This window comes from Streptomyces sp. 63XJN7_1_ISO-PGPR-S23-121, from assembly GCF_056173025.1.
The window spans coordinates 4,846,165-4,866,435 of sequence record NZ_CM149653.1; the positions used below are offsets into that span (position 1 = coordinate 4,846,165).

Sequence of the window (20,271 nt, forward strand, 5' to 3'; positions counted from 1 at the left end):
GGCCGGCGGCGGAAGAGCCCGCCCGGCCGGTCGACGGGGAGGGGGGAACGCGGTGCGTACTGCGCCCGGTGCCGCGGCCGGTTCCGGATTTCTGGCCGTGGACTCCGGCGGTTCCGGGCTCCGCGTCGTCGTCGGCGCCGCCGGCGGGCGCGGTCCGCTGGGGCGGCGGGCGTCGCGGGAGCCCGTGCGCACCGGGGCGCGCGGCATCGACCCCGGCCACCTGCTGGAGCAACTGGTGCCCATGACAAGGTCGTTGACCGAAGAGACCGGTGTGGGCGAGATCGGCACCGTGGTGATCGGGGCCGCCGGCATGGCCACCCTGGGCGACGCCCTGCGCGCCGAACTGCCGGCCGGGCTGGGCCGGGAACTGGGCGCGCGGAAGGTCGCGCTCGTCGCCGACGCCGTGACCGCGTACGCGGGCGCCCTGGGTCCCCGCGCCGGGGCCGTGGTGGCCGCCGGTACGGGGCTGATCGCGATCGGCACCGACCTGGCCCACTGGCGCCGGGCGGACGGCTGGGGACACCTGCTCGGCGACTGCGGCAGCGGCGCCTGGATCGGGCGGGCCGGCCTGGAGGCGGCGCTGCGCGCCCACGACGGAAGACAGGACGGTTCCGCCCCGCTGCTGGCCCGCGCCGAGGAGCGGTTCGGTCCGGCCGCGGGACTGCCCGGGGCGCTGTATCCGCGCACCGACCGCCCGGCGGTCCTCGCCTCCTTCGCGCCCGAGGTGGCCGCCTGCGCGGACGGCGACCCGGTCGCCCGGGGCATCCTTCGCGCCGCCGCCCGGCACATGGCCGACTCGGCCGCCGCGGTGTGCCCGCCGCTGGGCACGCCGCGGGTCGCCGTCACCGGCGGCCTGCTGAAGCTGGGCGACCCCCTGGTCGTGCCGCTCGGGGAGGAGCTGGAGAGGCGGCTGCCGCAGGCCCGGCGGGTGGCGGCCGAGGGCGATCCGCTGGACGGTTCCGTGCGCATCGCGACCGACCTGGCGGCCGGTTCCCTCACCCTTCCGGGCGACGAACGGCTGCTGTGCGTGACGACGGTGCGGGGCGGCTGACAACAGCCCTTCGGGGAGGGGAATCGTACCGATGTCGTCCGATCCGTACATCACTCATCAGACAAAACAGGACGGATACCGCTCACCCGCACCCTCCCCGAACAGGGAAGCCCAGGAAACCAGTAACATGCGGCGCCATGAGCTCCCCCACTGGGCCCGCGTCCGGCCTGCCTGTACGAATGCCGCGCCCCCGCCAGCCCGGGCGGCACCGCCGACCCGAGCCCCTGGTGGCTCCCGAGGGCGCGCCCGCCCTCGTCCTCGCGGTGCCGGGCACGCCCAGTAGCGCCACCCGGGGCCTCGCCGAGGAGATCGTGAGCATCGCCCGCTCCGAGCTGCCCGGCATCGACGCCCGCATCGGATACCTCGACGGCGACGACGAGGAATTCCCGTCGCTGTCGACCGTACTGGTACGCGCCGCCGAGGAGCGCACCGCCCGCTACGAGCAGGCGCGCGCCGCCGGCCTCGAGGTGCGGGAGCCCGAGGGCCCCGTCGCCGTGGTCGTGCCGCTGCTCGCCGGCCCGGACGGAGCGCTGCTGCGCCGGATCCGGCAGGCCGTCATGGACAGCCGGATCGCGGCCGAGTTGACCGACGTGCTCGGCCCGCACCCGCTGCTGGCCGAGGCGCTGCACGTGCGGCTCTCCGAGGCCGGTCTGGCCCGTGCCGACCGCGCCCGCCTGTTCACCGTGGCGACCGCCGCGGACGGCATCGTCCTCGCCTCCGTCGGCGGCGACGAGGCGGTCCAGGCGGCCGGGATCACCGGCATGCTGCTGGCCGCGCGCCTCGCGGTGCCGGTGATGGCGGCGGCACTCGACCAGGAGGGCTCGATCGCGTCCGTGGCCGAGCAGCTGCGCTCCTCGGGCTCACAGCAGCTCGCGCTGGCGCCGTACCTGATCGGCCCGGAGATCGACGCGGCCCTGCTGGAGGAGGCGGCCAAGGAGGCGGACTGCTCCACCGCCGAGCCGCTCGGTCCCTACCCGGCGATCGGCAAGCTGACGCTGGCCAAGTACACGACGGCGCTGGGCATCTCGCCGCAGCAGCCGCAGGGCACGCCGGTCCGCTGAGGCGGACGGCACCCGCACCACCGAGCACGTACGGCCGAAAGGGCCCGCCTCCCACGGGAGCGGGCCCTTCGCCGTGCCGTACGGCGGCGGCAGGTCAGCCGAGGACCACGCAGGACGCCGCCGGCACCGCGAGCGAGCCGACGCGGCCGGGCATGCCGGTCGCCGGGTCGAGCGCGAACCACGTGACGTCTCCGGAGCGTTCGTTCGCCACGTAGAGGAAGCCGTCCGACACGGCGATCGCCCGCGGCCAGTGGCCGCCGCAGGGGACGGTGCCGGTCAGCCGGAGCGTGCCGGGTTCGACGGCGAAGACGGACAGCACGTCCTCCCCGCGGGTCGCGGTCCACACGAAGCGTCCGTCGGGCGAGACGGCGATGCCCGACGGGTAGGCGTCGCCGGCCGGGACGCCGGGCAGCGCCGCGACCTCGGTGAGCGGCCGCAGCGTGCCATTGGCGGCGTCCCACCGGCAGACGGTGACGGTCGGGGCGAGTTCGTTGGCCACGTAGGCGTGGCTGCCGTCCGGGTGGAAGGCCAGGTGCCGGGGTCCCGAGCCGGGGCGCAGCGCGATCTCCCGGTGCACGGCCGGGACACCGTCCGTGAGGGTGCAGACCCGCACCGAGTCGGTGCCGAGGTCGACGCTGACGGCCCACCGCCCGCTGGGGTCGGGCTGCACCTGGTGGGCGTGCGGTCCCTGCTGGCGCTGGGCGTGCGGGCCGGAGCCGGTGTGCCGGAGCACGCCGGACGCGGAGCGGGCGAGGGTGCCGTCGGAGCGGACCGGCACGGCGGTGACGCTTCCGGAGCCGTAGTTGGCGGTGAGGACGTGTCCGGCGAACAGGCTGAGGTGGGTCGGTCCGTCACCCCCGACCGGTACCGGCCGCCCGGCCGGCTCGGGCTTGTCCGTGCCGACGCGGTACGCGGCCACGGCCCCGTCGGCGGTCTCGCTGACGGCGTAGAGGGTGCCGCCGTCGGGGGCGAGGGCCAGGTAGGACGGGTCGGGGACGCCGTTCAGGCTGCTCAGGACCTTCAGCGCGCCCTCGCCGGGCGTGACGGCCGCCGTCACGATCCCGGGGCCCCCGGCCGCCGTGAACGATCCGATGAACGCCCGCCGCTGCCGCCTGCCGCCGTCCGTCATCGCTGACCCCTCTCGTCCCGTGCCGCGCCGGGCACCGCGTCGGGTGCCGACCGGTCGTCCGCCCCGGGGCGACGGTAGCAGTCGATCACTCGCGGTCTAGACCAAACGAGTGGCGCGTGACGGGGGTCAGGCCCCGACCAGCGGGGAGCCGGAGGGGCTGCGCAGGGGCGCGGCGAGTTCGGCCAGGGCGCGCTCCAGACCGTGCAGGTGGGCGAGCGCCGGTTCGGCGGCGAGCGGCCGCTCCTGGTGGGCGGGGACGGCTCCACCGCCGGTCAGCGCCTCGACAGCGGTCTCGACCCGCCAGCAGGCGGCGGCCAGCCGGGCGTCGTGCGAGGCCTCGGGATCGGCGGCGACGGCGACCAGACCCCGGATCTCCCGGGCGCAGTCGTCGAGCAGGGCGAGCACGCGCCGGGCGCGGCGCTTGCGGCCCCGCATGGGGTTGAGTGGGTGCACGAGCGGGGCGACCGAGAGCCGGACCCGGCCGAGCAGCTGCTCCAGTTCGGCCACCCGCGGCGCCGGGTCGGCGTCCTCCGTGCCGGCGAGGCGGGCGGCGGCCTCGGCGGTGCAGGCGTGGACGCAGCGCAGGGCCCGCTGGATCCAGGCGTCGGTGACGGCGTGGGTGGTGACGGGCAGGACGAAGAGCACCGCGAGGACGGCACCGAGCGCGCCGACACCTGTCTCGGCGACCCGCACGGCGAGCAGGCCCGGGCCGAGGACGCCGAGCAGGCCGTAGAGCAGCTCGGCGAGCACCGTCACGCAGAGCATCATCCAGGTGTAGGACACCGCGGCGGAGTAGAAGATGCCGAAGACGCAGACGGCGGCGAGCACGGCCGTGGGCACCGCGGCCCCGGCGGTCGGAACGGCGATCAGGAAGCCGAGGCCGATGCCGACGACCGTGCCGAGCACCCGCCGGAAGCCGCGGACCAGGGTGTCGCCCCGCGAGGTGGTGTTGACGAAGACCCACCAGGTGGCGCCGACGGCCCAGTACCAGCGGTCGCCGGACACCAGCTGGCCCACGACCAGGGCGAAGCCCGCGCCGGCCGTGGCCTGCACGGCCTGGCGGGTGGTGATGCGGGCGAGCCCGGTGCCACCGGGCGGGGCGGGAACGGCGGCCGGCGGCAGGCGGCGCTCGTAGCACCACAGGCCGAAGCGGACCGCCGCGGCGGTGGCCACGGACAGCAGGACGGCGGCGAACATCTCGGGCAGCCGGTCCGTGGTCGCGTGCAGGAACTGGGCGATGAAGAAGGTCATGAAGGCGAACACGCCGAGGCTGTGACCGCGCGGGCCCCAGCGCCGGGCGTACACGCCCGTGCCGACCACGGCGAGGAAGGCCAGGTCGCGGAGCATGGTGTGACCGTGCAGTCCGGCCGCGGCGGTCAGCACGGGCAGTCCCGCCACCGGCAGGAGCGCGGTGGTCACCGCCTGGCCGCGAACCGTGGCGTCGGTGACGGTGAACAGGGCGAGCAGCGCGGCGAGCCCGCCGATGACGGCACCCACGAGGGATAGGCCCGCCATGCCGCAGACGGCCACGGCCGCTCCGATGCCGACGACGGCCCGCGAGGCGAAGCGCAGCCGCACCCGCCCCGGATCCGGGCTCACGAACACCCTCTTCAGCACTGACCGCCCCCTCGCACACTGGCCCGGACATCACCGGCATGAAAAAGGCGCCGCGGGATCCGCAGCGCCATCGACCCCTCCATATCAGCATCCCTTCCACCAGTGGCTCAACTGCCGCTCCTGGAACTGAGCCATTGGTACAGTGATCACGGCATGTCCACGGCCACCCAAGAGCCATTGGCCGACGAGAGGAGCCAGGACGCCATGGCCGTCGACGAACTCGACACCCGCATCCTGCGTCTGCTGCTGGAGCAGCCGCGCACCAGCGTCCGGGAGTACGCCCGCGTCCTCGGGATCGCCCGCGGGACGCTCCAGGCCCGCCTGGACCGTCTGGAGCGCGACGGCGTGATCACCGGTGCCGCGCCGTCCCTCTCCCCCGCCGCGCTGGGGCATCCCGTGCTCGCGTTCGTGCGCATCGAGGTCACCCAGGGTCATCTGGACGAGGTGGGCGAGGCGCTGGCCGCCGTGCCGGAGATCGTCGAGGCCTTCTCGATCACGGGCGGCGGGGACCTGCTGACCCGTGTGGTGGCCCGGGACAACGCGCACCTGGAGGACGTGGTCCAGAAGCTGATCAGCCTGCCCGGCGTGGTCCGCACCCGCAGCGAGGTCGCCCTGCGCGAGCGCGTCCCGCACCGCCTGCTGCCGCTGGTGGAGTCGATCGGGCGCGCGGCGCGGAGATGAGCCTTGGCATCCTGGACCCATGAGCACTCTCGGCGGTATCTCGGTCGTCTTCGATCTCGACGGAACGCTCGTGGACAGCGAGCCGAACTATTTCGAGGCGGGCCGGCAGACCCTCGCCGAGTACGGCGTGCGGGACTTCACCTGGGCCGACCACGAGGAGTACGTCGGGATCAGCACCCAGGAGACGGTCACCGACTGGAAGCGGCGGTACGGCCTGCGCGCCCCGGTCGAGGAACTGCTCGCCGTCAAGAACCGCCGCTACCTGGAGCTGGCCCGCACCTCGACGCGCGCGTACCCGGAGATGCGGAAGTTCGTCGAGCTGCTCGCGGGCGAGGGGGTGCCGCTGGCCGTGGCCTCGGGCTCCTCCCCGTCGGCCATCGAGGCGATCCTGTCCTGCACCGGCCTGGACGCGTACCTGCGCACCGTCGTCTCGGCCGACGAGGTCGCGCACGGCAAGCCGGCCCCCGACGTCTTCCTGGAGGCGGCGCACCGGCTCGGGGCGTCCCCGGCCGACTGCGTGGTCCTCGAGGACGCCGCCCCGGGGGCCGCCGCCGCGCACGCCGCCGGCATGCGCTGCATCGCGGTCCCGTACGTCGCCGCGCAGGCCGACGCGCCGGAGTTCGCCACCGCCGGGCTGCTGCTGCGCGGCGGGCAGGCGGAGTTCACCGCGCGGGCGGCGTACGACTGGCTCGCGCACGGGGCCCGGCGCTCCTGACCGCCGACGGGCCACGCCCCCCCCCGCGAGCTTTTTGCCCGGTGCGGTGATCAGACCGCCGTCCGCGTCCGTATCTCCTGGTGTCCGAGCCTGTCGTCGCCCCAGGAGGCACGATGCGCATCACGCGCACCACGGCAGGGACGGCCTTCGTGGCCGCTTCCCTGGTCCTCACCCTCACCGCGCTCGCCTACCCGACCATGCTCGGCGTGCGGAACGCGGGCACCGACCAGGCACGCGTCGTCACCAACACCCGGTACGGGCCGCTCACCGAGGCCGACCGGGACTTCGTGGTGAAGGTCCGTGCCGCCGGGCTGTGGGAGCATCCGCTCGGGCTGCTGGCCATGGAGCGGGGGACGACACCGGAGATGAGGGAGGCCGGCGAGCACCTGGTCGTCGGCCACTCCCGGCTGGACGCGACGTGCCGCCGGATCGCTCCCGAGCTGGGCATCACCCTGCCCAACCTGGCGTCCCCCCAGCAGCAGCAGTTCGTGTCGACGGTGAGCGGGGCCACGGGCAGGCAGTTCGACACCACCGCGACCAACATCATGCGCGTCACGCACGGCCAGATCTTCCCGATGATCGCCAAGATCCGCGCCAACACCAAGAACTCCCTGGTGCGGCAGCTGGCGGACCAGGCCAACGACACGGTCCTGGATCACATCACGGTGCTGGAGAGGACCGGCCTGGTCAATTTCGACCAGGTCAACTTCCAGCAGTCGGCCCCGCCCGGCCTGCCCAAGGTCCAGCTCACCCCGCCGGCCCCGCAACCGGGCGAACCGGTGCTGTCCCTAACCGAGCCGCCCGGCCTGGACGTCGAGACGGCGGCTCCGGCACCCGGTCCCACGGTCCGCTGACCCGGGCGCCGCCCTGGCCGGCGGCGTCTCACCTGGCGCGGGGTTTGCCCCTCCGGGCACCCTTGGCGTTGCCGGCGGAGCCGCGCCGCGAGCCGCCGGCCTGCTTCCCGGCACCCTGCTTCCTCGCCGGCGCCGGTGTGCGCCGCGCCGACGCCGTACCGGTGCGCTCGTCCTTCCCCTGGGCCGGGGCGGGCCGCCGGCCGCGGGTGCTGTTGACGGTCCTGCCGCGGACGATCCCGATGAACTCCTCCACCAGGTCGGTGTGCGCGTCCTCCGGCCACGACAGGGCCACGCCCGACGCGGGGGCGTCGGTGACCGTCCGGTGGGTGAGGTCCTTGCGGTGGTGCAGGCGGGCCAGCGACAGGGGGACGACGAGGACGCCGATGCCGGCCGCCACCAGTTCGACGGCGTCCGCGGTGGTGGCGGGACGTTCGAGAGCGGGGCGGCCGGGCGGCCGGTCCCAGCCGAGCACGTCGTCGAGGGGGTGCAGGACGATCTCGTCGGCCAGGTCCTCGAGGGTCAGCTCGTCGGCCGCGGTCACCAGGTGGTCGTTGGGAACCACCACGACCGTGGTCTCGGTGTAGAGGGGGATCGCGCTGAGCACGCCGCGGTCGACGGGCAGCCGCACCAGTCCGGCGTCCGCGTCACCGCCCAGCAGCGCACCGCCCGCCCCGGCGGCGGTCACCTGGACCAGGGACAACGGGACGCCGGGCAGCCGCTCGTGCCAGATGCGCACCCATTTGTCGGGTGTCACCCCCGGGACGTACGCGAGCCGGAACGAGGGGGGTTCTTCCGAGCCTGTCACCCGGCCAGGTTACCGGGCGTGGTCGGGAGCCGCTCACACGCTCGATACCCTTGGACCATGACGTCGCACCAGAACACCCAGACCATGAAGCCCGCGACCGCGGCGAAGAAGCTGGGTGTGTACCTCGAGGCCACACCCGCCGAGTTCCGGGAGGGCGTCGTCACGCGCGCCGAGCTGAACGCGCTGCAGGCCGATCCGCCGGCGTGGCTGCGCGAGCTGCGGCGCGACGGGCCGCACCCGCGGCCGGTGGTGGCGGCCAAGCTGGGCGTGTCCATCGCGGGCCTGCGCCGCGGCGGTGTCGACGAGCCGCTGACCACGGAGCAGATCGACGCGCTGAAGCAGGAGCGTCCCGACTGGCTGGAGCGGGAGCAGGCCGTCCAGGCCGACGTCCGCAAGGAGACCGCCCGCGTGAAGCAGCTCCACGCGGAGCGCGCGGAGCGGGCGGCGGAGCGCTCCGAGCGCGGCTGACCGCCCGGGGACGCGGGAGTCCCCCGGGGCCTCAGCCCTCGGCCTTCTGCTCGGTCAGGCTCCACGCGTACTGAAGCCAGTCCGACAGCGCCACGGCGCTCAGGCCCGCGCTGAGCATCCGGCCGGCCCGGGGAGCGACCGCGTAGGTGCCCACCAGTCCGCCGGCCACCCAGGCCGAGGTGCAGAAGGGGCAGGACACCAGGTCGCCGACGGCGCGACGCAGCCCGCTGCCCCGCGGAGCGTCCATCACCTCGCCGGCCTCGCTGTCGCGTTCCCGGCGGGTGAACGGCGCGCGCACGAAGCTGGTGACCTTGTCCTTGGTCAGCAGCCGGGACGCCTTGAACGTCGCCGTCCCCAGCAGGGCCACGTCCCACGGCGGGACGGTGTCGGGCAGCCGGACTCCCCGGCGCCACGCCACCGCGGCGAACGTTCCGACGGCGGCCGCGAACGTCGTCGCGAGCGTCGCGTATCCCTTGAGCGGAGTGTCCTCGTCGGCGCCGTAGCGCTGCTCGTCGTCCGTCATGAATGCCTCCCGTTCGGGCGGCCACCCCGGGGCCGCCTCGTCGACCGGGGATGAGTGCCCTGTTCCGGCCGTGTGCAACGCGGTGGGCGCCGACCGCGTCGCACACCGACGCGGATCCTCGCGTCAGCCCGCAGCGGGACCTCCGAAGAGGTCCGCGCAGTCGGCCGGCAGCGCCTTGCGGAGGCCGTCGGCGGTGTCACCGGGCACGGCTTCGACGAGGGTGGAGAGCACCGCGCCCGCGTCCCATTCCGCCGTGCGCGGCCGGGCGCCGGTCTGCTGGGCCACGCGACTCAGGAACTCCTCGCGGCCGAAGGTCTCGGGGTGACCCCGTTCCAGGCGCAGCGCGTCGTCCAGGGGCGCCGGCAGGTGCGCGGCCAGTGCCGCGGCCTCCTCCGGCGCCACCCGGGACGCGATCACCCACAGCACGGCCCTGGTGACCTGCTCGGCCTCCTCGTCACCGTGGTACTCCCCGCGGTCACGGACCCGGGTCAGGAACTCGTCCAGCCGCACGGCGCCGCCTCCTTCCGCCGGTTCTCGCGTCCGGCCCGGGTGCCCCCGGCCCGGGCGGGGGAAACGGGCCCGCGCCGGTCCGCTCCCACCGGTGCGCACGCGACGCGTCGGCCGCGTCGGTCACCAGCGTCACGGCGTCGTCCCCGAACAGCGCGCGTCCGGCGGCGATCCGCTCCCGCCGGGCCGGGCCCGGGGCGGTCAGCCGTCGCAGCGCCCCGAGCAGCGCGGCGTCGTCCTCGGCGGCCTCCGACACGCCCAGTGCGGCCATCCGGCGGACGCCGTCCGCGCCGTGGCCCGGGATCGGGCGGTGCCCCACGACCGGCAGTCCCGCGGCGAGTGCCTGGACGGCGGTCTGGCCGGCGGCGTTGTCCACCAGGGCGCCCGCGGCGTGCAGCAGTCCGGGCATGTCGGTCACCCAGCCGAGGGCGACCACGCCCGGGAGGCCGGACAGCTCACGGCGCAGCCGCGCGTTGCCGCCGCAGAGCACGACCGGGAGAAAGCCGTGGTCCGACAGCAGCCGGACGGTGGCGCCCAGCCGCGAGCCGACTCCCCAGGCACCGGCGGACAGCACGACGGGGGGCCGCCCGGGGCCGTGCCGGTCGAACAACCGGCGCCACTCCTCCGCCCCGGGCGCGTCGGCGAAGAACTCCGGGGCCACCACCGGGCCGCACGTCCCGGCGGGCCTGCCGGTGCTCCGCCGCGCCTCGCGCGCCGCGTCCTCCGTGAGGCACAGACAGTGGTCGTTGCCGGGGTGGAGCCACTGCCGGTGGACGACGAAGTCGATCACGAGCACCACGCTGGGCACGGGCAGCAGGCCGCGGGCGCGCAGATGGCCGGTGAGCTGGGCGCCGAGGTGGAAGACGGGGACCACCGCGTCCGCTCCCGTGCGGTCGGCCAGCCGCCGCAGCCGGGAGCCGGCGAGCCGGGCCAGGGGCGTTCCGCCGGGCCGGCGCCCGTCGCCGGGGCGCAGGAACAGGCGGTACAGGGCGGCGTACACCCAGGGGAAGTGCCGTACCGACCCGCGGTAGAAGAGCCGCAGGGCGCCGCCGAGGCCGTACGGCAGCAGCGCGAGGACGTCGACCACCAGGGCCTCGCCCCCGCGTGCCCGGATCCGGCGGGCCAGTTCGGTGGCGACCGTGTCGTGTCCGGCGCCCATGCTCGCGCTGAGCACCAGCAGCCGCTTGGTGTCGCGCGGGGCACGCACGGGTGCGGTTCGGCGGGAGGCGGATGAGCTGGGAGGATGCACGGCGGTTCAAGTTGCCCACCCCGAATGTTCCAAACGGTGGCACAAGCGGTTGTTTCGGACGTTCCGCCAGGGATACTCCGTGACCGCCCGTCCGGCCGGACACCGGAAGGCCCGACCAGCCGGTCGGTCGCCTCCCGGCGCCCGCCCCGAGCCAAGGTGGTCCCCATGGTCGACGCGTACTCCCGCACCCGGTCCGCCCCCAAACCTCGGACCGCCGCACCCGACGCGGACCGCGCGAGGCCCCGCCGGCCGGTCCGCCAAGGGGGCACACGAACGCGGACGGCGCTCGTGACCGGGGCCTCCTCCGGCATCGGCGCGGCCGTGGCCCGCCGGCTGGCCGACGAGGGCGGCTGGCGGCTGGTGCTGAGCGGGCGCGACCCGTCCCGGCTGCGGGAGGTGGCGGAGGCCGCGTCGGCCGTCCCCTTCGCCGCGGACCTCACCCTGCCCGGCGCCGACCGGCGGCTCGCCGACTTCGCCCTGGCCACGGCGGGTCCGGTGGACCTCCTGGTGGCCGGCGCCGGGATCGGCTGGGCCGGCGAGTTCCGCGACATGCCGCCGCACCGCATCGACGAGGTCTTCGACATCGACGTGCTGGCCACGCTGCGGCTGGTGCGGCGGCTGCTGCCGGGCATGATCGAGGCGGGCTCGGGGCGGGTGGTGCTCATCGGATCGCTGGCCGGCTGCGTCGGGGTGCGCGACGAGGCCGTGTACTCCGCCGCCAAGGCCGCGCTGGGCGCCTTCGCCGACGCCCTGCGGTACGAGGTACGGGGCACCGGGGTCGGAGTGACCCATGTGGTGCCCGGTGTCGTCGACACGCCCTTCTTCGAACGCCGAGGTGCGCCCTACCGGCGGTCCAGGCCGCGCCCGGTGCCGGCGGAGCGGGTCGCCGACGCGGTGCGCCGCGCCGTGGTCCGCGGCCGGGACGAGGTGTACGTGCCCGGCTGGCTGCGGCTGCCGTGCCGGGTCCGCGGCGCGGCGCCCGGACTGTACCGGCGGATGGCCTCCCGGTTCGGATGAGCGGGAGCCCGCCGCGGTGAGTGCCCTCACCGTCGTCCTCGCCCTGTTCGCGGCCCTGTCCAACGCTGCGGCGTCGGTGCTGCAGCGCCGGGCCGCGGCGCAGGACGAGGACCGGGCCGGTGCGGTCCACACGGTGGTGCGCTCGCTGCTGCGGCTGATCCGCGACCCGTTCTGGGTGGGCGGCGCGGCGCTGCTCGCGCTGACGACGGTGCTCCAGGCGGCCGCGCTGGCGGTGGGCAGCCTGGCGGTCGTCCAGCCACTGATGGCCAGCGAGCTGATGTTCACGCTGGTCGTCGGCAGCGTCGTCTTCCACCGGCGGCCCGACCCGCGGACCTGGCTGGCGTTCGTCGCCCTGGCCGTGGGGCTGGCGCTGTTCCTGGGCGCCGCGTCCCCGTCGGCCGGGCACGACACCGCGGCCCCGGGCCGCTGGCCCTGGGCGCTCCTGGTGCTGTTCTGCGCGGTGGCGGGCTTCGCCGTCGTCGGCCGGCTGGTGCACGGAGCGCCCCGCGCCGCCCTGTTCGGGTCGGCGTCCGCGGTGGCGTTCGGCGGTACGGCGGCGCTGCTGAAGGAGGTCACCGGGCAGTTCCCGCAGGGGGCGGGCGCCGTATTGACCCAGTGGCCCCTCTACGCGACGGGAGCCGTCGGCGTGATCAGCTTCCTGCTCCTGCAGAGCGCGCTGCGGGCCGGGACCCTCGCCGCGTCGCAGCCGGCACTGACCCTCGGGGACGCGCTGACCAGCGTCGGCCTCGGCTGGGCCCTGTTCGGCGAGGAGATCGTCCTCGGCGTGCGGGTGGTGCCCGAGCTGATCGGCGTGGCGCTGATCGGGCTCGGCAGTATCGGGCTGGCCCGGGCGCCGTCGGTGCAGGGCGCCTGGGACGTCCCGCCGGCGGCGCGGGACGGACCGGGGAAGACGGGACGACGACAGGAGCAGCAGAAGTCGTGACCACCGGGACCGCCGGCACACCATGGGAGCACGGGACGGCACGGGAGGCGGAGCGGATGCGGGACGGGACAGGGGCCTGGGCCCGGGCCGGCCGGGCGGCGTACGGCGTCGCGCCGGTGGCCCTCGTGCCGGTGGCCGCCGCGCTGGCCCACATCGGCCCGGCCGCGACCTGGCTGCCGGGTCTGCGCCGCCGCTGGCTCCCCGCGCTGGCCGGACAGGGCCGGCCCGACCACGTCGCCCTCACCTTCGACGACGGCCCCGACCCGGCGTCCACCCCCCGCTTCCTCGACGCGCTCGACGCGCTCGACGCGCGGGCGACGTTCTTCGTACTGGGCGAGAACGTCGCACGGCACCCCCGGACGGCCCGTGAGCTGGTGGCACGCGGCCACGAACTCGGCGTCCACGGCTGGTCGCACGACCGGCCCTGGCTGCCGTCGCCGGCGCGGGACGCGCGCGAGCTGCTCCGGGCCGCCCGCTCGGTGGCCGAGGTCACCGGCCACGCGCCGCGCTGGTACCGGCCGCCCTACGGCATCCTCACCTCCGGCCGCTGGACCGCCGCCCGGCGCGCCGGCCTGCGGCCGGTCCTGTGGACGGCGTGGGGCAGGGACTGGCGGCACGACGCCACCCCCGCCTCCGTGCGGGCGGCCGTCGCGGCGGACCTCGGCCCGGGCGGCACGATCCTCCTGCACGACACCGACCACGCCTCCGCCCCGGGCAGCTGGCGGGCCGCCCTCGGCGCCCTCCCGGAACTCGTCGCCGACTGCCGCACGGCGGGCCTCACGGTGGGGCCGCTGGCCGCCCACGGGGTGGGCGGGTTCCGGCGGCGGCCGTCCCGGTGACACCGGCGGCGGACCGTTTCGGCCACCGGCGCCGGGATAGCCGTAGCGTCATGGAGCACCGCGCCGACCGGCCCGCGCAGGAGCCCGATCCGTCCTCTCCCCCCTGGGCGCTGCGCGACTACGCCGTGATCGCGGACGGGGAGCGCGGCGCGGTGGTGGACCCCCGGGGCAGGATCGTGTGGCTGTGCGCCCCGCGCTGGCACGACGACGCGGTGTTCTCCGCGCTCATCGGCGGCCCCGGGCACTTCACCGTAGGACCGGTGGACCCGTGGCACGTCTGGGGCGGCTCCTACGAGGAGGGCACGCTCATCCGGGTCAGCCGCTGGGTGACCCCCGACTGCGTGATCGAGTGCCGCGAGGCACTTGCCGTGCCCGCCCGCACGGACCGTCTCGTGCTGCTGCGCCGCATGCGCGCGGTACGCGGCGAGTCCCGGCTGCGGCTGGTGCTGGACGTGCGGCCGGGCTTCGGCACCGGCCGCACGACGGCCCCCCGCCGGGAGGGCGGGGTGTGGCGGGCGGAGGCCGAGGGGCTGCGGATGCGGCTGGGCGGCGCGCCGGACGCGGTACCGCGGCCCGGCGAGGGGCTGGTCGGCGAGTTCCGGCTGCGCGAGGGCGATTCGCACGACGTCGTGCTGGAGCTGTCCGCGGGGCCGGTGAGTGAACCGCTCGACGCGGACGCGCTGTGGCGGGCCACGGAACAGGAGTGGCGGCGGGTGGTCCCGGACTGCTCACGGCTGGTCGCGCCCCGCGACGCCCGGCACGCCTACGCCGTCCTGCGCGGTCTGACCAGCGTCTCCGGGGGCATGGTCGCCGCCGCCACCACGTCCCTGCCCGAGCGGGCCAACACCGGGCGCAACTACGACTACCGCTTCGCCTGGCTGCGCGACCAGTGCTACGCCGGTCTGGCCGTCGCCGCGCACGGACCGCATCCGCTGGCCGACGACGCCGTGCGTTTCGTCGCCGAGCGCGTCCTCGAGGACGGTGACGGGGTCCGTCCCGCCTACACCGTCGACGGCCGGCCGGTCGGCGGGGACCGTTCCCTGCGGCTGCCGGGCTATCCCGGCGGCGGCGACCACGTCGGCAACGACGCGGGGGCCCAGTTCCAGCTGGACACCTTCGGGGAGGCGCTCCAGCTCTTCGCCGCGGCGGCCGCGCACGACCGGCTGACGAAGGACGCGGAACGCGCCGCGGCCGTCGCCGTGGACGTCGTGGAGCGGCGGTGGCTGCGGCCGGACGCCGGGCTGTGGGAGCTGGAGGACCGCTGGTGGACGCACTCCCGGCTCAGCGTGGTGTGCGGACTGCGGCGCATGGCGCAGGTCCTGCCCGGCGGCGCGGGACGGCGCTGCGACGCTCTCGCGGACACCGTGCTGCGGGAGACCCGGCGCCGCTGCCTGCGTCCCGACGGGCGCTGGCGCCGGGCCGCCGACGACGACGGGGCCGAGGCCGCCCTGCTGGTGCCGATGGCCCGCGGCTGCGCGTTCGGCGACGACGGCGGGGCCGCCACCCGCGCCCACATCGAGTCCCGGCTCGGCGAGGACGGGTACCTGTACCGCTTCGAGCACCCGGGGGAGCCGCTCGGCGACGCGGAGGGGGCCTTCCTGCTGTGCGGGTTCGCGATGGCGCTCGCCACCCACCGGCACGGCGACCAGGTGGGCGCGTTCCGCTGGTTCGAGCGCACCCGGGCGGCCTGCGGACCGCCCGGGCTGTTCGCCGAGGAGTACGACGTGCGTCAGCGGCAGCTGCGCGGCAACCTCCCCCAGGCCTTCGTGCACGCGACGATGCTGGAGGCCGCGGTCCGCCTGGCCGGCGCCTCGACGCTGCCCTGACCCGCCGGCCCCACGCCCCGGACCGTCAGGCGGCCGCCCCGGACAGACCGCCGTGGATCGGTGCCGCTCCGCCGGTCAGCGGCCGGCCCGTTCCGCCGCGCCGGACGGAGACGATCTCCGCGGCGATGGACAGCGCGGTCTCCTCCGGTGTGCGCGCGCCGAGGTCCAGGCCGATGGGCGACCGCAGCCGGGCCAGCTCGCGCCCGCCCAGGCCCGCTTCGCGCAGCCGTCGCTCGCGGTCGTCGTGGGTGCGCCGCGAGCCCATCGCGCCGACGTACGCGACCGGCATCCGCAGGGCCTCGGTCAGCAGGGGTACGTCGAACTTGGCGTCGTGGGTGAGGACGCACAGCACCGTGCGCCCGTCGGTCGGGGTGCTGCGCAGATAGCGGTGCGGCCAGTCGACGACGACCTCGTCGGCCTCGGGGAAGCGGGCCCGGGTGGCGAAGACGGGCCGGGCGTCGCACACGGTCACGTGGTGGCCGAGGAACTTGCCGGCGCGCACCAGCGCCGCGGCGAAGTCGACAGCGCCGAAGACGATCATGCGGGGCGGTGGCACGCGGGACTCGACCAGCAGCGTGAGTCCGCCGGGGCAGTGCGAGCCGTCCTCCGACAGGCCGACCGTTGCGGTGCGCCCCGCGTCGAGCAGCGCCCGCGTCTCGGCCAGCGCGGTGCGGTCCAGGTCGGGGTGACCGCCGAGTCCGCCCTCGTGGGAGCCGTCGGCGCGGACGAGCAGCGCCCGCCCGAGGAGCCCGGCAGGGCCCCGCACGACCCGGGCGAGGGCGGCGGGTTCGTCCCGGACGGCGGCCGACAGCGCCGCCCGGAGCACCGCCCTCGACGGCGAGCCCGCCCCGACCGGGGTGACCAGCACGTCGATGACTCCGCCGCAGGTCAGCCCGACGGCGAAGGCGTCCTCGTCGCTGTACCCGAAGCGTTCGCGCACCGTCTCGCCGTCGCGCAGGGCCGCGGTGCACAGGTCGTACACCGCGCCCTCCACGCAGCCGCCCGAGACCGAGCCGAGCGCCGTGCCCTCGCTGTCGACGGCGAGGGCCGCGCCGGGTCCGCGCGGCGCGCTGCCGCCGACGGAGACGACGGTGGCGACGGCGAACTCCCGGCCCTCCTCGATCCAGCGGTGCAGCTCGCCGGCGATGTCAAGCATCCGCCGCTCCCCCGTCCACCGGCACCGCCGCCGTGAGCACGCGGTCGGGCCGGATCGGCAGGCTGCGGTGGCGGACGCCCGTGGCGTGCCAGACGGCGTTGGCGACGGCCGCGGCGGCGCCCACGATGCCGATCTCGCCGACGCCCTTGATGCCGACCGGGTCGTCCGGGTCGGGGTCGTCCACCCAGTCCGCCTCGATGTCCGTCACGTCGGCGTGCGTGGCGACGTGGTAGCCGGCGAGGTCGGGTCCGTAGAGGCCGCCGGTGGCCCGGTCGCGGACCGCCTCCTCGTGCAGGGCCATGGAGATGCCCCAGACCATGCCGCCGACGAGCTGGTTGCGGGCGGTGAGCGGGTTGACGATCCGGCCCGCGGCGAAGATGCCGAGCATGCGGCGCACCCGCACCTCGCCGGTGGTGGTGTCCACGGCGACCTCGGCGAACTGCGCCCCGAAGGAGTGCCGTTCCTTCTGCGCGAGGGCGCCGAGGGCGGCGGTGGTGTCGGAGCGCACGGTGATGCCCTCGGACGGGACGGCGGTGTTGAGGGCGAGCCGCTCGCGCAGTTCCGCGGCGGCGGCCGTGATCGCCCATGCCCAGGAGCGGGTGCCCATGGAGCCGCCGGCGATCATCGCGGGTCCGAAGTCGCTGTCCCCGATGCGGACGTGGACGCGGTCCGGCGTGACCTCCAGCGCGTCCGCGGCGATCAGGGTGAGGGCGGTGCGGGCGCCGGTGCCGAGGTCGGCGGCGGCGATCCGCACGGTGAAGGTGCCGTCGGCCTCCGCGGACAGCAGGGCCGTGGAGGGCCCGGCGCCGGCCGGGAAGGAGGCGGCGGCCGTGCCGGTGCCCAGCAGCCACCGGCCGTCGCGGCGCACGCCGGGGCGCGGGTCGCGGTCCGCCCAGCCGAACCTCCGGGCGCCCTCGCGGAAGCAGGCGGCGAGGTTGCGGCTGCTGAAGGGCTGCCCGGAGACCGGGCCCGCCCCGGGCTCGTTGCGCAGACGCAGTTCGATCGGGTCGACGCCGCAGCGCTCGGCGAGTTCGTCGAGCGCCGCCTCGATCGCGAACGACCCCGGCGCCTCGCCCGGCGCCCGCATGAAGGTCGGGGACGGCACGTCGAGGCGTGCGACGTGGTTGGCGGTGCGGTGGGCCTCGGCGTCGTACATCACCCGGGAGACTCCGGCGCCGGGCTCGACGAACTCGTACACCGTGGACGTCTGGTTCAGCGAGAGGTGCTCCAGGGCACGGAGCCGGCCGTCGGTGCCGGCGCCGAGCCTGATGCGCTGGACGGTGGGGCTGCGGTACCCGGCCAGGGAGAACATCTGACGCCGGGTCATGACGACGCGCACCGGGCGCTGCAGTGCGGTCGCGGCCATCACGGCGGCCACCTGGTGGGCACGCAGGCCCTTGCTGCCGAAGCCGCCGCCGATGTGCTCGGAACGCACCCGCACGGCCGACTCGTCGAGGGAGAACAGCTTCACGAGTTCGTCCTTGACCCAGGTGGTGCCCTGGTTGGAGTCGACGACCTCGAGCCGTCCGTCGTCCCAGAGGGCGGTCGCCGCGTGCGGCTCCATCATGCTGTGGTGCTCTTCGGGGGTGGTGTACTCGGCGTCCAGGACGACGGGGGACGCGGCGAGGGCGGCGTCCGGGTCGCCCTTCTGCGTCTCCGCCGGCATGTGCCCGCCGACGGGGTGCGCGTCGGGGTGGCCGGGGCGCAGCGTGGTGTCGTGCGGCTCCTCGTCGTACGTCACGACGAGGGCCTCGGCGGCCTCCCTGGCCTGCTCGGGCGTCTCGGCGACGACGAGGGCGACCGGCCATCCGGCGTGCGGCACCCGGTCGTGCTGGAAGACGGCGGCGGTCGGGTCCGGCGGGCCGCCCAGCAAACCGATGTAGTCGGTGTCGAGGCGCGGGGCGTTCTGGTGGTGCACGACGGTCAGCACGCCGGGCATGCCGAGGACCGCCTCCGTGCCGAGGGAGCGGATGCGGCCGCGCGTGACGGTGGACAGCACCAGCCAGCCGTGGGCGAGGTCCGCGAAGGGGATCTCGCCGGCGTAGCGGGCCGCTCCGGTGACCTTGTCGCGGCCCTCCACGCGGGTGTGCGCGGTGCCGACGGCGCCCTGCACCGGCGTACGGCCGGTCGTGGCGGTGGTCATCGGGCGGCCTCCTCGGCGAGTTCGGTGAGCACGGCGATCACGAGGTTGCGCATGAGGGTCACCTTGTACGCGTTGTCGGGCAGGGGGCTGGCCGCCGCCAGTTCGGCGTCCGCGGCGGCGGCGTAGGTGTCGCCGGTGGCGGGTGCGCCGGTCAGCACGGCCTCGGCCGCGCGGGCCCGCCAGGGACGGGAGGCGACGGCGCCGAGGGCCAGCCGTGCCTCGCGCACGACGCCGTCCTCGATGTCGAGCGCGGCGGCGGCCGACCCGATCGCGAAGGCGTACGAGGCGCGTTCGCGCACCTTGCGGTAGCGGGAACGGGCGGCGACGGGGGCGGGCGGCAGGGTGACGCCCGTGATGAGCGCGCCGGGCGGCAGGGCGGTCTCCCGGTGCGGGGTGTCGCCGACGGGGAGGTAGAGGTCGGCGAGCGGCAACTCGCCCGGCCCGTCGGCGGTCTCGTAGCCGACGACCGCGTCGAGGGCGGTGAGGGCGACGCCCATGTCCGAGGGGTGCACGGCCACGCAGTGGTCGGACGCGCCCAGGACGGCGTGGTTGTGGTGCTCCCCGGTGATCGCGGGGCAGCCGCTGCCGGGGACGCGCTTGTTGCAGGGCTTGCTGACGTCGGTGAAGTAGCCGCAGCGGGTGCGCTGGAGGAGGTTCCCGCCGACGGTGGCCATGTTGCGCAGCTGCCCGGAGGCGCCGGCCAGCACGGCCTGCGTCAGCACCGGGTAGCGGCGGCGGACTTCGGGGTGCGCGGCGAGGTCGCTGTTGGTGACGGTCGCGCCGATGCGCAGGCCGCCGTCGGCGGTCGGCTCGATCCCGTCCAGGGGGAGTTCGCGGACGTCGACGAGCAGCGCGGGCCGTTCGACGCCGGTCTTCATCAGGTCGACGAGGTTGGTGCCGCCGCCGAGGAACCGGGCGTCCGGGTCGGCGGCGAGCAGTGCCACGGCGCCGTGGACGTCGTCGGCGCGCCGGTAGCCGAATTCCCTCATGCGGCGGCCTCCTCGGCGTTCCCGGCCGCGGTGCCGTCGCCGCGGGCCTCGGCGGCACGGGCGACGGCCCGGACGATCGAGACGTAGGCGCCGCAGCGGCAGAGGTTGCCGCTCATGCGCTCGCGGATCTCGTCGGGGGTGAGGGGCGGTGGTCCGGCCTCGGGCCGCACGTCGTCGGTGACGGCGCTCGGCCAGCCGGCGGCGTGCTCCTCGATCACGGCGACGGCCGAGCAGATCTGGCCGGGTGTGCAGTAACCGCACTGGTAGCCGTCGAGGTCGAGGAAAGCCTGCTGCACCGGGTGCAGCCGGTCGGCCTCGGCCATGCCTTCGATGGTGGTGATCTCGCGTCCCTCGGCCGCGACGGCGAGGTTGAGGCACGAGACGGCGCGACGCCCGTCGACCAGGACGGTGCAGGCGCCGCACTGCCCCTGGTCGCAGCCCTTCTTGGTACCGGTCAGGTCGAGGCGCTCGCGCAGGGCGTCGAGGAGGGTGGTGCGGTGGTCGACGGTCAGCTGGTGCTTCTCGCCGTTGATGTTCAGGGTGATGGCACTGGACGTCGACGAGGGCGCTGGGGCCATGGTCAGCCTTCTCTGGTGTCTGGTGACAGGGAAAACGGGCTGTAGGCGGTGGATGTGTCCATGAGCGGCCACCGGACGGTCCGGCCGGCCGGCGTCCGCCGCTAGAGTGGACGGGAAACG

20 protein-coding genes are annotated in these 20,271 nt (G+C 75.8%); 10 read left to right on the forward strand and 10 right to left on the reverse strand.

The window, feature by feature from the left end; all coding sequences use genetic code 11:
• The first annotated feature begins 52 nt into the window (after positions 1 to 52).
• Both AC0VYN_RS21600 and AC0VYN_RS21605 read left to right on the forward strand, forming a co-directional pair.
• A complete protein-coding gene (locus AC0VYN_RS21600; protein WP_475532296.1) occupies positions 53 to 1,051 on the forward strand; it encodes an N-acetylglucosamine kinase in 999 nt (332 codons plus the stop codon).
• A gap of 137 nt (positions 1,052 to 1,188) precedes the next feature.
• Positions 1,189 to 2,112: a sirohydrochlorin chelatase gene (locus AC0VYN_RS21605; protein WP_475532297.1), complete on the forward strand. Its 924-nt coding sequence runs from the start codon at positions 1,189 to 1,191 to the stop codon at positions 2,110 to 2,112.
• A 94-nt stretch (positions 2,113 to 2,206) separates the two neighbouring features.
• Here AC0VYN_RS21605 and AC0VYN_RS21610 read toward each other — a convergent pair whose 3' ends face one another.
• Positions 2,207 to 3,241, reverse strand: coding sequence for a lactonase family protein (locus tag AC0VYN_RS21610; RefSeq protein WP_475532298.1), 1,035 nt, complete (start codon positions 3,239 to 3,241; stop codon positions 2,207 to 2,209).
• A 126-nt stretch (positions 3,242 to 3,367) separates the two neighbouring features.
• Positions 3,368 to 4,858, reverse strand: coding sequence for an FUSC family protein (locus tag AC0VYN_RS21615; RefSeq protein ID WP_475532299.1), 1,491 nt, complete (start codon positions 4,856 to 4,858; stop codon positions 3,368 to 3,370).
• A gap of 204 nt (positions 4,859 to 5,062) precedes the next feature.
• Between AC0VYN_RS21615 and AC0VYN_RS21620 the strand changes: the two genes are divergently transcribed.
• The 3 genes from AC0VYN_RS21620 (at position 5,063) to AC0VYN_RS21630 (ending at position 7,108) form a co-directional block, all read left to right on the forward strand.
• A complete protein-coding gene (locus AC0VYN_RS21620) occupies positions 5,063 to 5,539 on the forward strand; it encodes an Lrp/AsnC family transcriptional regulator (protein WP_475536948.1) in 477 nt (158 codons plus the stop codon).
• Between the two features lie 19 nt (positions 5,540 to 5,558).
• Positions 5,559 to 6,254 carry an HAD family hydrolase gene (locus AC0VYN_RS21625; protein ID WP_475532300.1) on the forward strand — a complete coding sequence of 232 codons (696 nt, stop codon included), beginning with the start codon at positions 5,559 to 5,561 and terminating at the stop codon, positions 6,252 to 6,254.
• A 113-nt stretch (positions 6,255 to 6,367) separates the two neighbouring features.
• On the forward strand, positions 6,368 to 7,108 hold the full coding sequence (locus tag AC0VYN_RS21630; RefSeq protein ID WP_475532301.1) for a DUF4142 domain-containing protein: 741 nt from the start codon (positions 6,368 to 6,370) through the stop codon (positions 7,106 to 7,108).
• A gap of 28 nt (positions 7,109 to 7,136) precedes the next feature.
• On the opposite strand, the gene AC0VYN_RS21635 is transcribed toward AC0VYN_RS21630, so the two are convergent.
• A complete protein-coding gene (locus AC0VYN_RS21635; protein WP_475532302.1) occupies positions 7,137 to 7,913 on the reverse strand; it encodes a LysR substrate-binding domain-containing protein in 777 nt (258 codons plus the stop codon).
• Positions 7,914 to 7,970: 57 nt separating this feature from the next.
• On the opposite strand from AC0VYN_RS21635, the gene AC0VYN_RS21640 reads away from it, so the two are divergent.
• Complete coding sequence (locus tag AC0VYN_RS21640) at positions 7,971 to 8,381, forward strand: DUF5997 family protein (RefSeq protein WP_475532303.1); 411 nt, start codon at positions 7,971 to 7,973, stop codon at positions 8,379 to 8,381.
• Positions 8,382 to 8,412: 31 nt separating this feature from the next.
• Here AC0VYN_RS21640 and AC0VYN_RS21645 read toward each other — a convergent pair whose 3' ends face one another.
• From AC0VYN_RS21645 to AC0VYN_RS21655, 3 genes are all read right to left on the reverse strand, one after another.
• Entirely contained in the window at positions 8,413 to 8,904 is a 492-nt protein-coding gene (locus AC0VYN_RS21645; protein WP_385467174.1) for a DUF1360 domain-containing protein, read from the reverse strand.
• Positions 8,905 to 9,027: 123 nt separating this feature from the next.
• Positions 9,028 to 9,414, reverse strand: a complete 387-nt coding sequence (locus AC0VYN_RS21650) for a DUF2267 domain-containing protein (RefSeq protein ID WP_475532304.1) — start codon at positions 9,412 to 9,414, stop codon at positions 9,028 to 9,030.
• Complete coding sequence (locus AC0VYN_RS21655) at positions 9,380 to 10,570, reverse strand: MGDG synthase family glycosyltransferase (protein WP_475536949.1); 1,191 nt, start codon at positions 10,568 to 10,570, stop codon at positions 9,380 to 9,382. Before AC0VYN_RS21655 ends, AC0VYN_RS21650 begins: the two co-directional genes overlap by 35 nt.
• Positions 10,571 to 10,825: 255 nt before the next feature.
• On the opposite strand from AC0VYN_RS21655, the gene AC0VYN_RS21660 reads away from it, so the two are divergent.
• Genes AC0VYN_RS21660 through AC0VYN_RS21675 form a run of 4 tightly spaced genes read left to right on the forward strand, consistent with a single transcriptional unit; the run spans position 10,826 to position 15,285 of the window.
• Positions 10,826 to 11,677, forward strand: a complete 852-nt coding sequence (locus tag AC0VYN_RS21660; RefSeq protein WP_475532305.1) for an SDR family NAD(P)-dependent oxidoreductase — start codon at positions 10,826 to 10,828, stop codon at positions 11,675 to 11,677.
• Positions 11,678 to 11,693: 16 nt separating this feature from the next.
• Positions 11,694 to 12,620, forward strand: coding sequence for a DMT family transporter (locus AC0VYN_RS21665; protein WP_475532306.1), 927 nt, complete (start codon positions 11,694 to 11,696; stop codon positions 12,618 to 12,620).
• Positions 12,621 to 12,676: 56 nt separating this feature from the next.
• Entirely contained in the window at positions 12,677 to 13,459 is a 783-nt protein-coding gene (locus AC0VYN_RS21670) for a polysaccharide deacetylase family protein (protein WP_475536950.1), read from the forward strand.
• Between the two features lie 50 nt (positions 13,460 to 13,509).
• Complete coding sequence (locus tag AC0VYN_RS21675; RefSeq protein WP_475532307.1) at positions 13,510 to 15,285, forward strand: glycoside hydrolase family 15 protein; 1,776 nt, start codon at positions 13,510 to 13,512, stop codon at positions 15,283 to 15,285.
• A gap of 25 nt (positions 15,286 to 15,310) precedes the next feature.
• Here AC0VYN_RS21675 and AC0VYN_RS21680 read toward each other — a convergent pair whose 3' ends face one another.
• From AC0VYN_RS21680 to AC0VYN_RS21695, 4 genes are read right to left on the reverse strand one after another with little or no spacing between them, the layout of a single operon-like run.
• Positions 15,311 to 16,441, reverse strand: a complete 1,131-nt coding sequence (locus AC0VYN_RS21680; protein WP_475532308.1) for an XdhC family protein — start codon at positions 16,439 to 16,441, stop codon at positions 15,311 to 15,313.
• A complete protein-coding gene (locus AC0VYN_RS21685; protein WP_475532309.1) occupies positions 16,434 to 18,584 on the reverse strand; it encodes a xanthine dehydrogenase family protein molybdopterin-binding subunit in 2,151 nt (716 codons plus the stop codon). Before AC0VYN_RS21685 ends, AC0VYN_RS21680 begins: the two co-directional genes overlap by 8 nt.
• A complete protein-coding gene (locus AC0VYN_RS21690; RefSeq protein WP_475532310.1) occupies positions 18,581 to 19,573 on the reverse strand; it encodes an FAD binding domain-containing protein in 993 nt (330 codons plus the stop codon). Before AC0VYN_RS21690 ends, AC0VYN_RS21685 begins: the two co-directional genes overlap by 4 nt.
• Positions 19,570 to 20,151, reverse strand: a complete 582-nt coding sequence (locus AC0VYN_RS21695; RefSeq protein WP_475532311.1) for a 2Fe-2S iron-sulfur cluster-binding protein — start codon at positions 20,149 to 20,151, stop codon at positions 19,570 to 19,572. Before AC0VYN_RS21695 ends, AC0VYN_RS21690 begins: the two co-directional genes overlap by 4 nt.
• Between the last annotated feature and the right edge of the window lie 120 nt (positions 20,152 to 20,271).

Excerpts from the sequence above, each read along its gene's own strand:
- AC0VYN_RS21640 (WP_475532303.1), top strand. The coding sequence starts at position 7,971 with ATGACGTCGCACCAGAACACCCAGACCATGAAGCCCGCGACCGCGGCG.
- AC0VYN_RS21655 (WP_475536949.1), bottom strand. The coding sequence starts at position 10,570 with ATGGGCGCCGGACACGACACGGTCGCCACCGAACTGGCCCGCCGGATC.
- AC0VYN_RS21670 (WP_475536950.1), top strand. The coding sequence starts at position 12,677 with ATGCGGGACGGGACAGGGGCCTGGGCCCGGGCCGGCCGGGCGGCGTAC.
- AC0VYN_RS21625 (WP_475532300.1), top strand. The coding sequence starts at position 5,559 with ATGAGCACTCTCGGCGGTATCTCGGTCGTCTTCGATCTCGACGGAACG.
- AC0VYN_RS21675 (WP_475532307.1), top strand. The coding sequence starts at position 13,510 with ATGGAGCACCGCGCCGACCGGCCCGCGCAGGAGCCCGATCCGTCCTCT.
- AC0VYN_RS21690 (WP_475532310.1), bottom strand. The coding sequence starts at position 19,573 with ATGAGGGAATTCGGCTACCGGCGCGCCGACGACGTCCACGGCGCCGTG.
- AC0VYN_RS21620 (WP_475536948.1), top strand. The coding sequence starts at position 5,063 with ATGGCCGTCGACGAACTCGACACCCGCATCCTGCGTCTGCTGCTGGAG.
- AC0VYN_RS21695 (WP_475532311.1), bottom strand. The coding sequence starts at position 20,151 with ATGGCCCCAGCGCCCTCGTCGACGTCCAGTGCCATCACCCTGAACATC.
- AC0VYN_RS21630 (WP_475532301.1), top strand. The coding sequence starts at position 6,368 with ATGCGCATCACGCGCACCACGGCAGGGACGGCCTTCGTGGCCGCTTCC.
- AC0VYN_RS21680 (WP_475532308.1), bottom strand. The coding sequence starts at position 16,441 with ATGCTTGACATCGCCGGCGAGCTGCACCGCTGGATCGAGGAGGGCCGG.
- AC0VYN_RS21660 (WP_475532305.1), top strand. The coding sequence starts at position 10,826 with ATGGTCGACGCGTACTCCCGCACCCGGTCCGCCCCCAAACCTCGGACC.
- AC0VYN_RS21610 (WP_475532298.1), bottom strand. The coding sequence starts at position 3,241 with ATGACGGACGGCGGCAGGCGGCAGCGGCGGGCGTTCATCGGATCGTTC.
- AC0VYN_RS21685 (WP_475532309.1), bottom strand. The coding sequence starts at position 18,584 with ATGACCACCGCCACGACCGGCCGTACGCCGGTGCAGGGCGCCGTCGGC.
- AC0VYN_RS21605 (WP_475532297.1), top strand. The coding sequence starts at position 1,189 with ATGAGCTCCCCCACTGGGCCCGCGTCCGGCCTGCCTGTACGAATGCCG.
- AC0VYN_RS21645 (WP_385467174.1), bottom strand. The coding sequence starts at position 8,904 with ATGACGGACGACGAGCAGCGCTACGGCGCCGACGAGGACACTCCGCTC.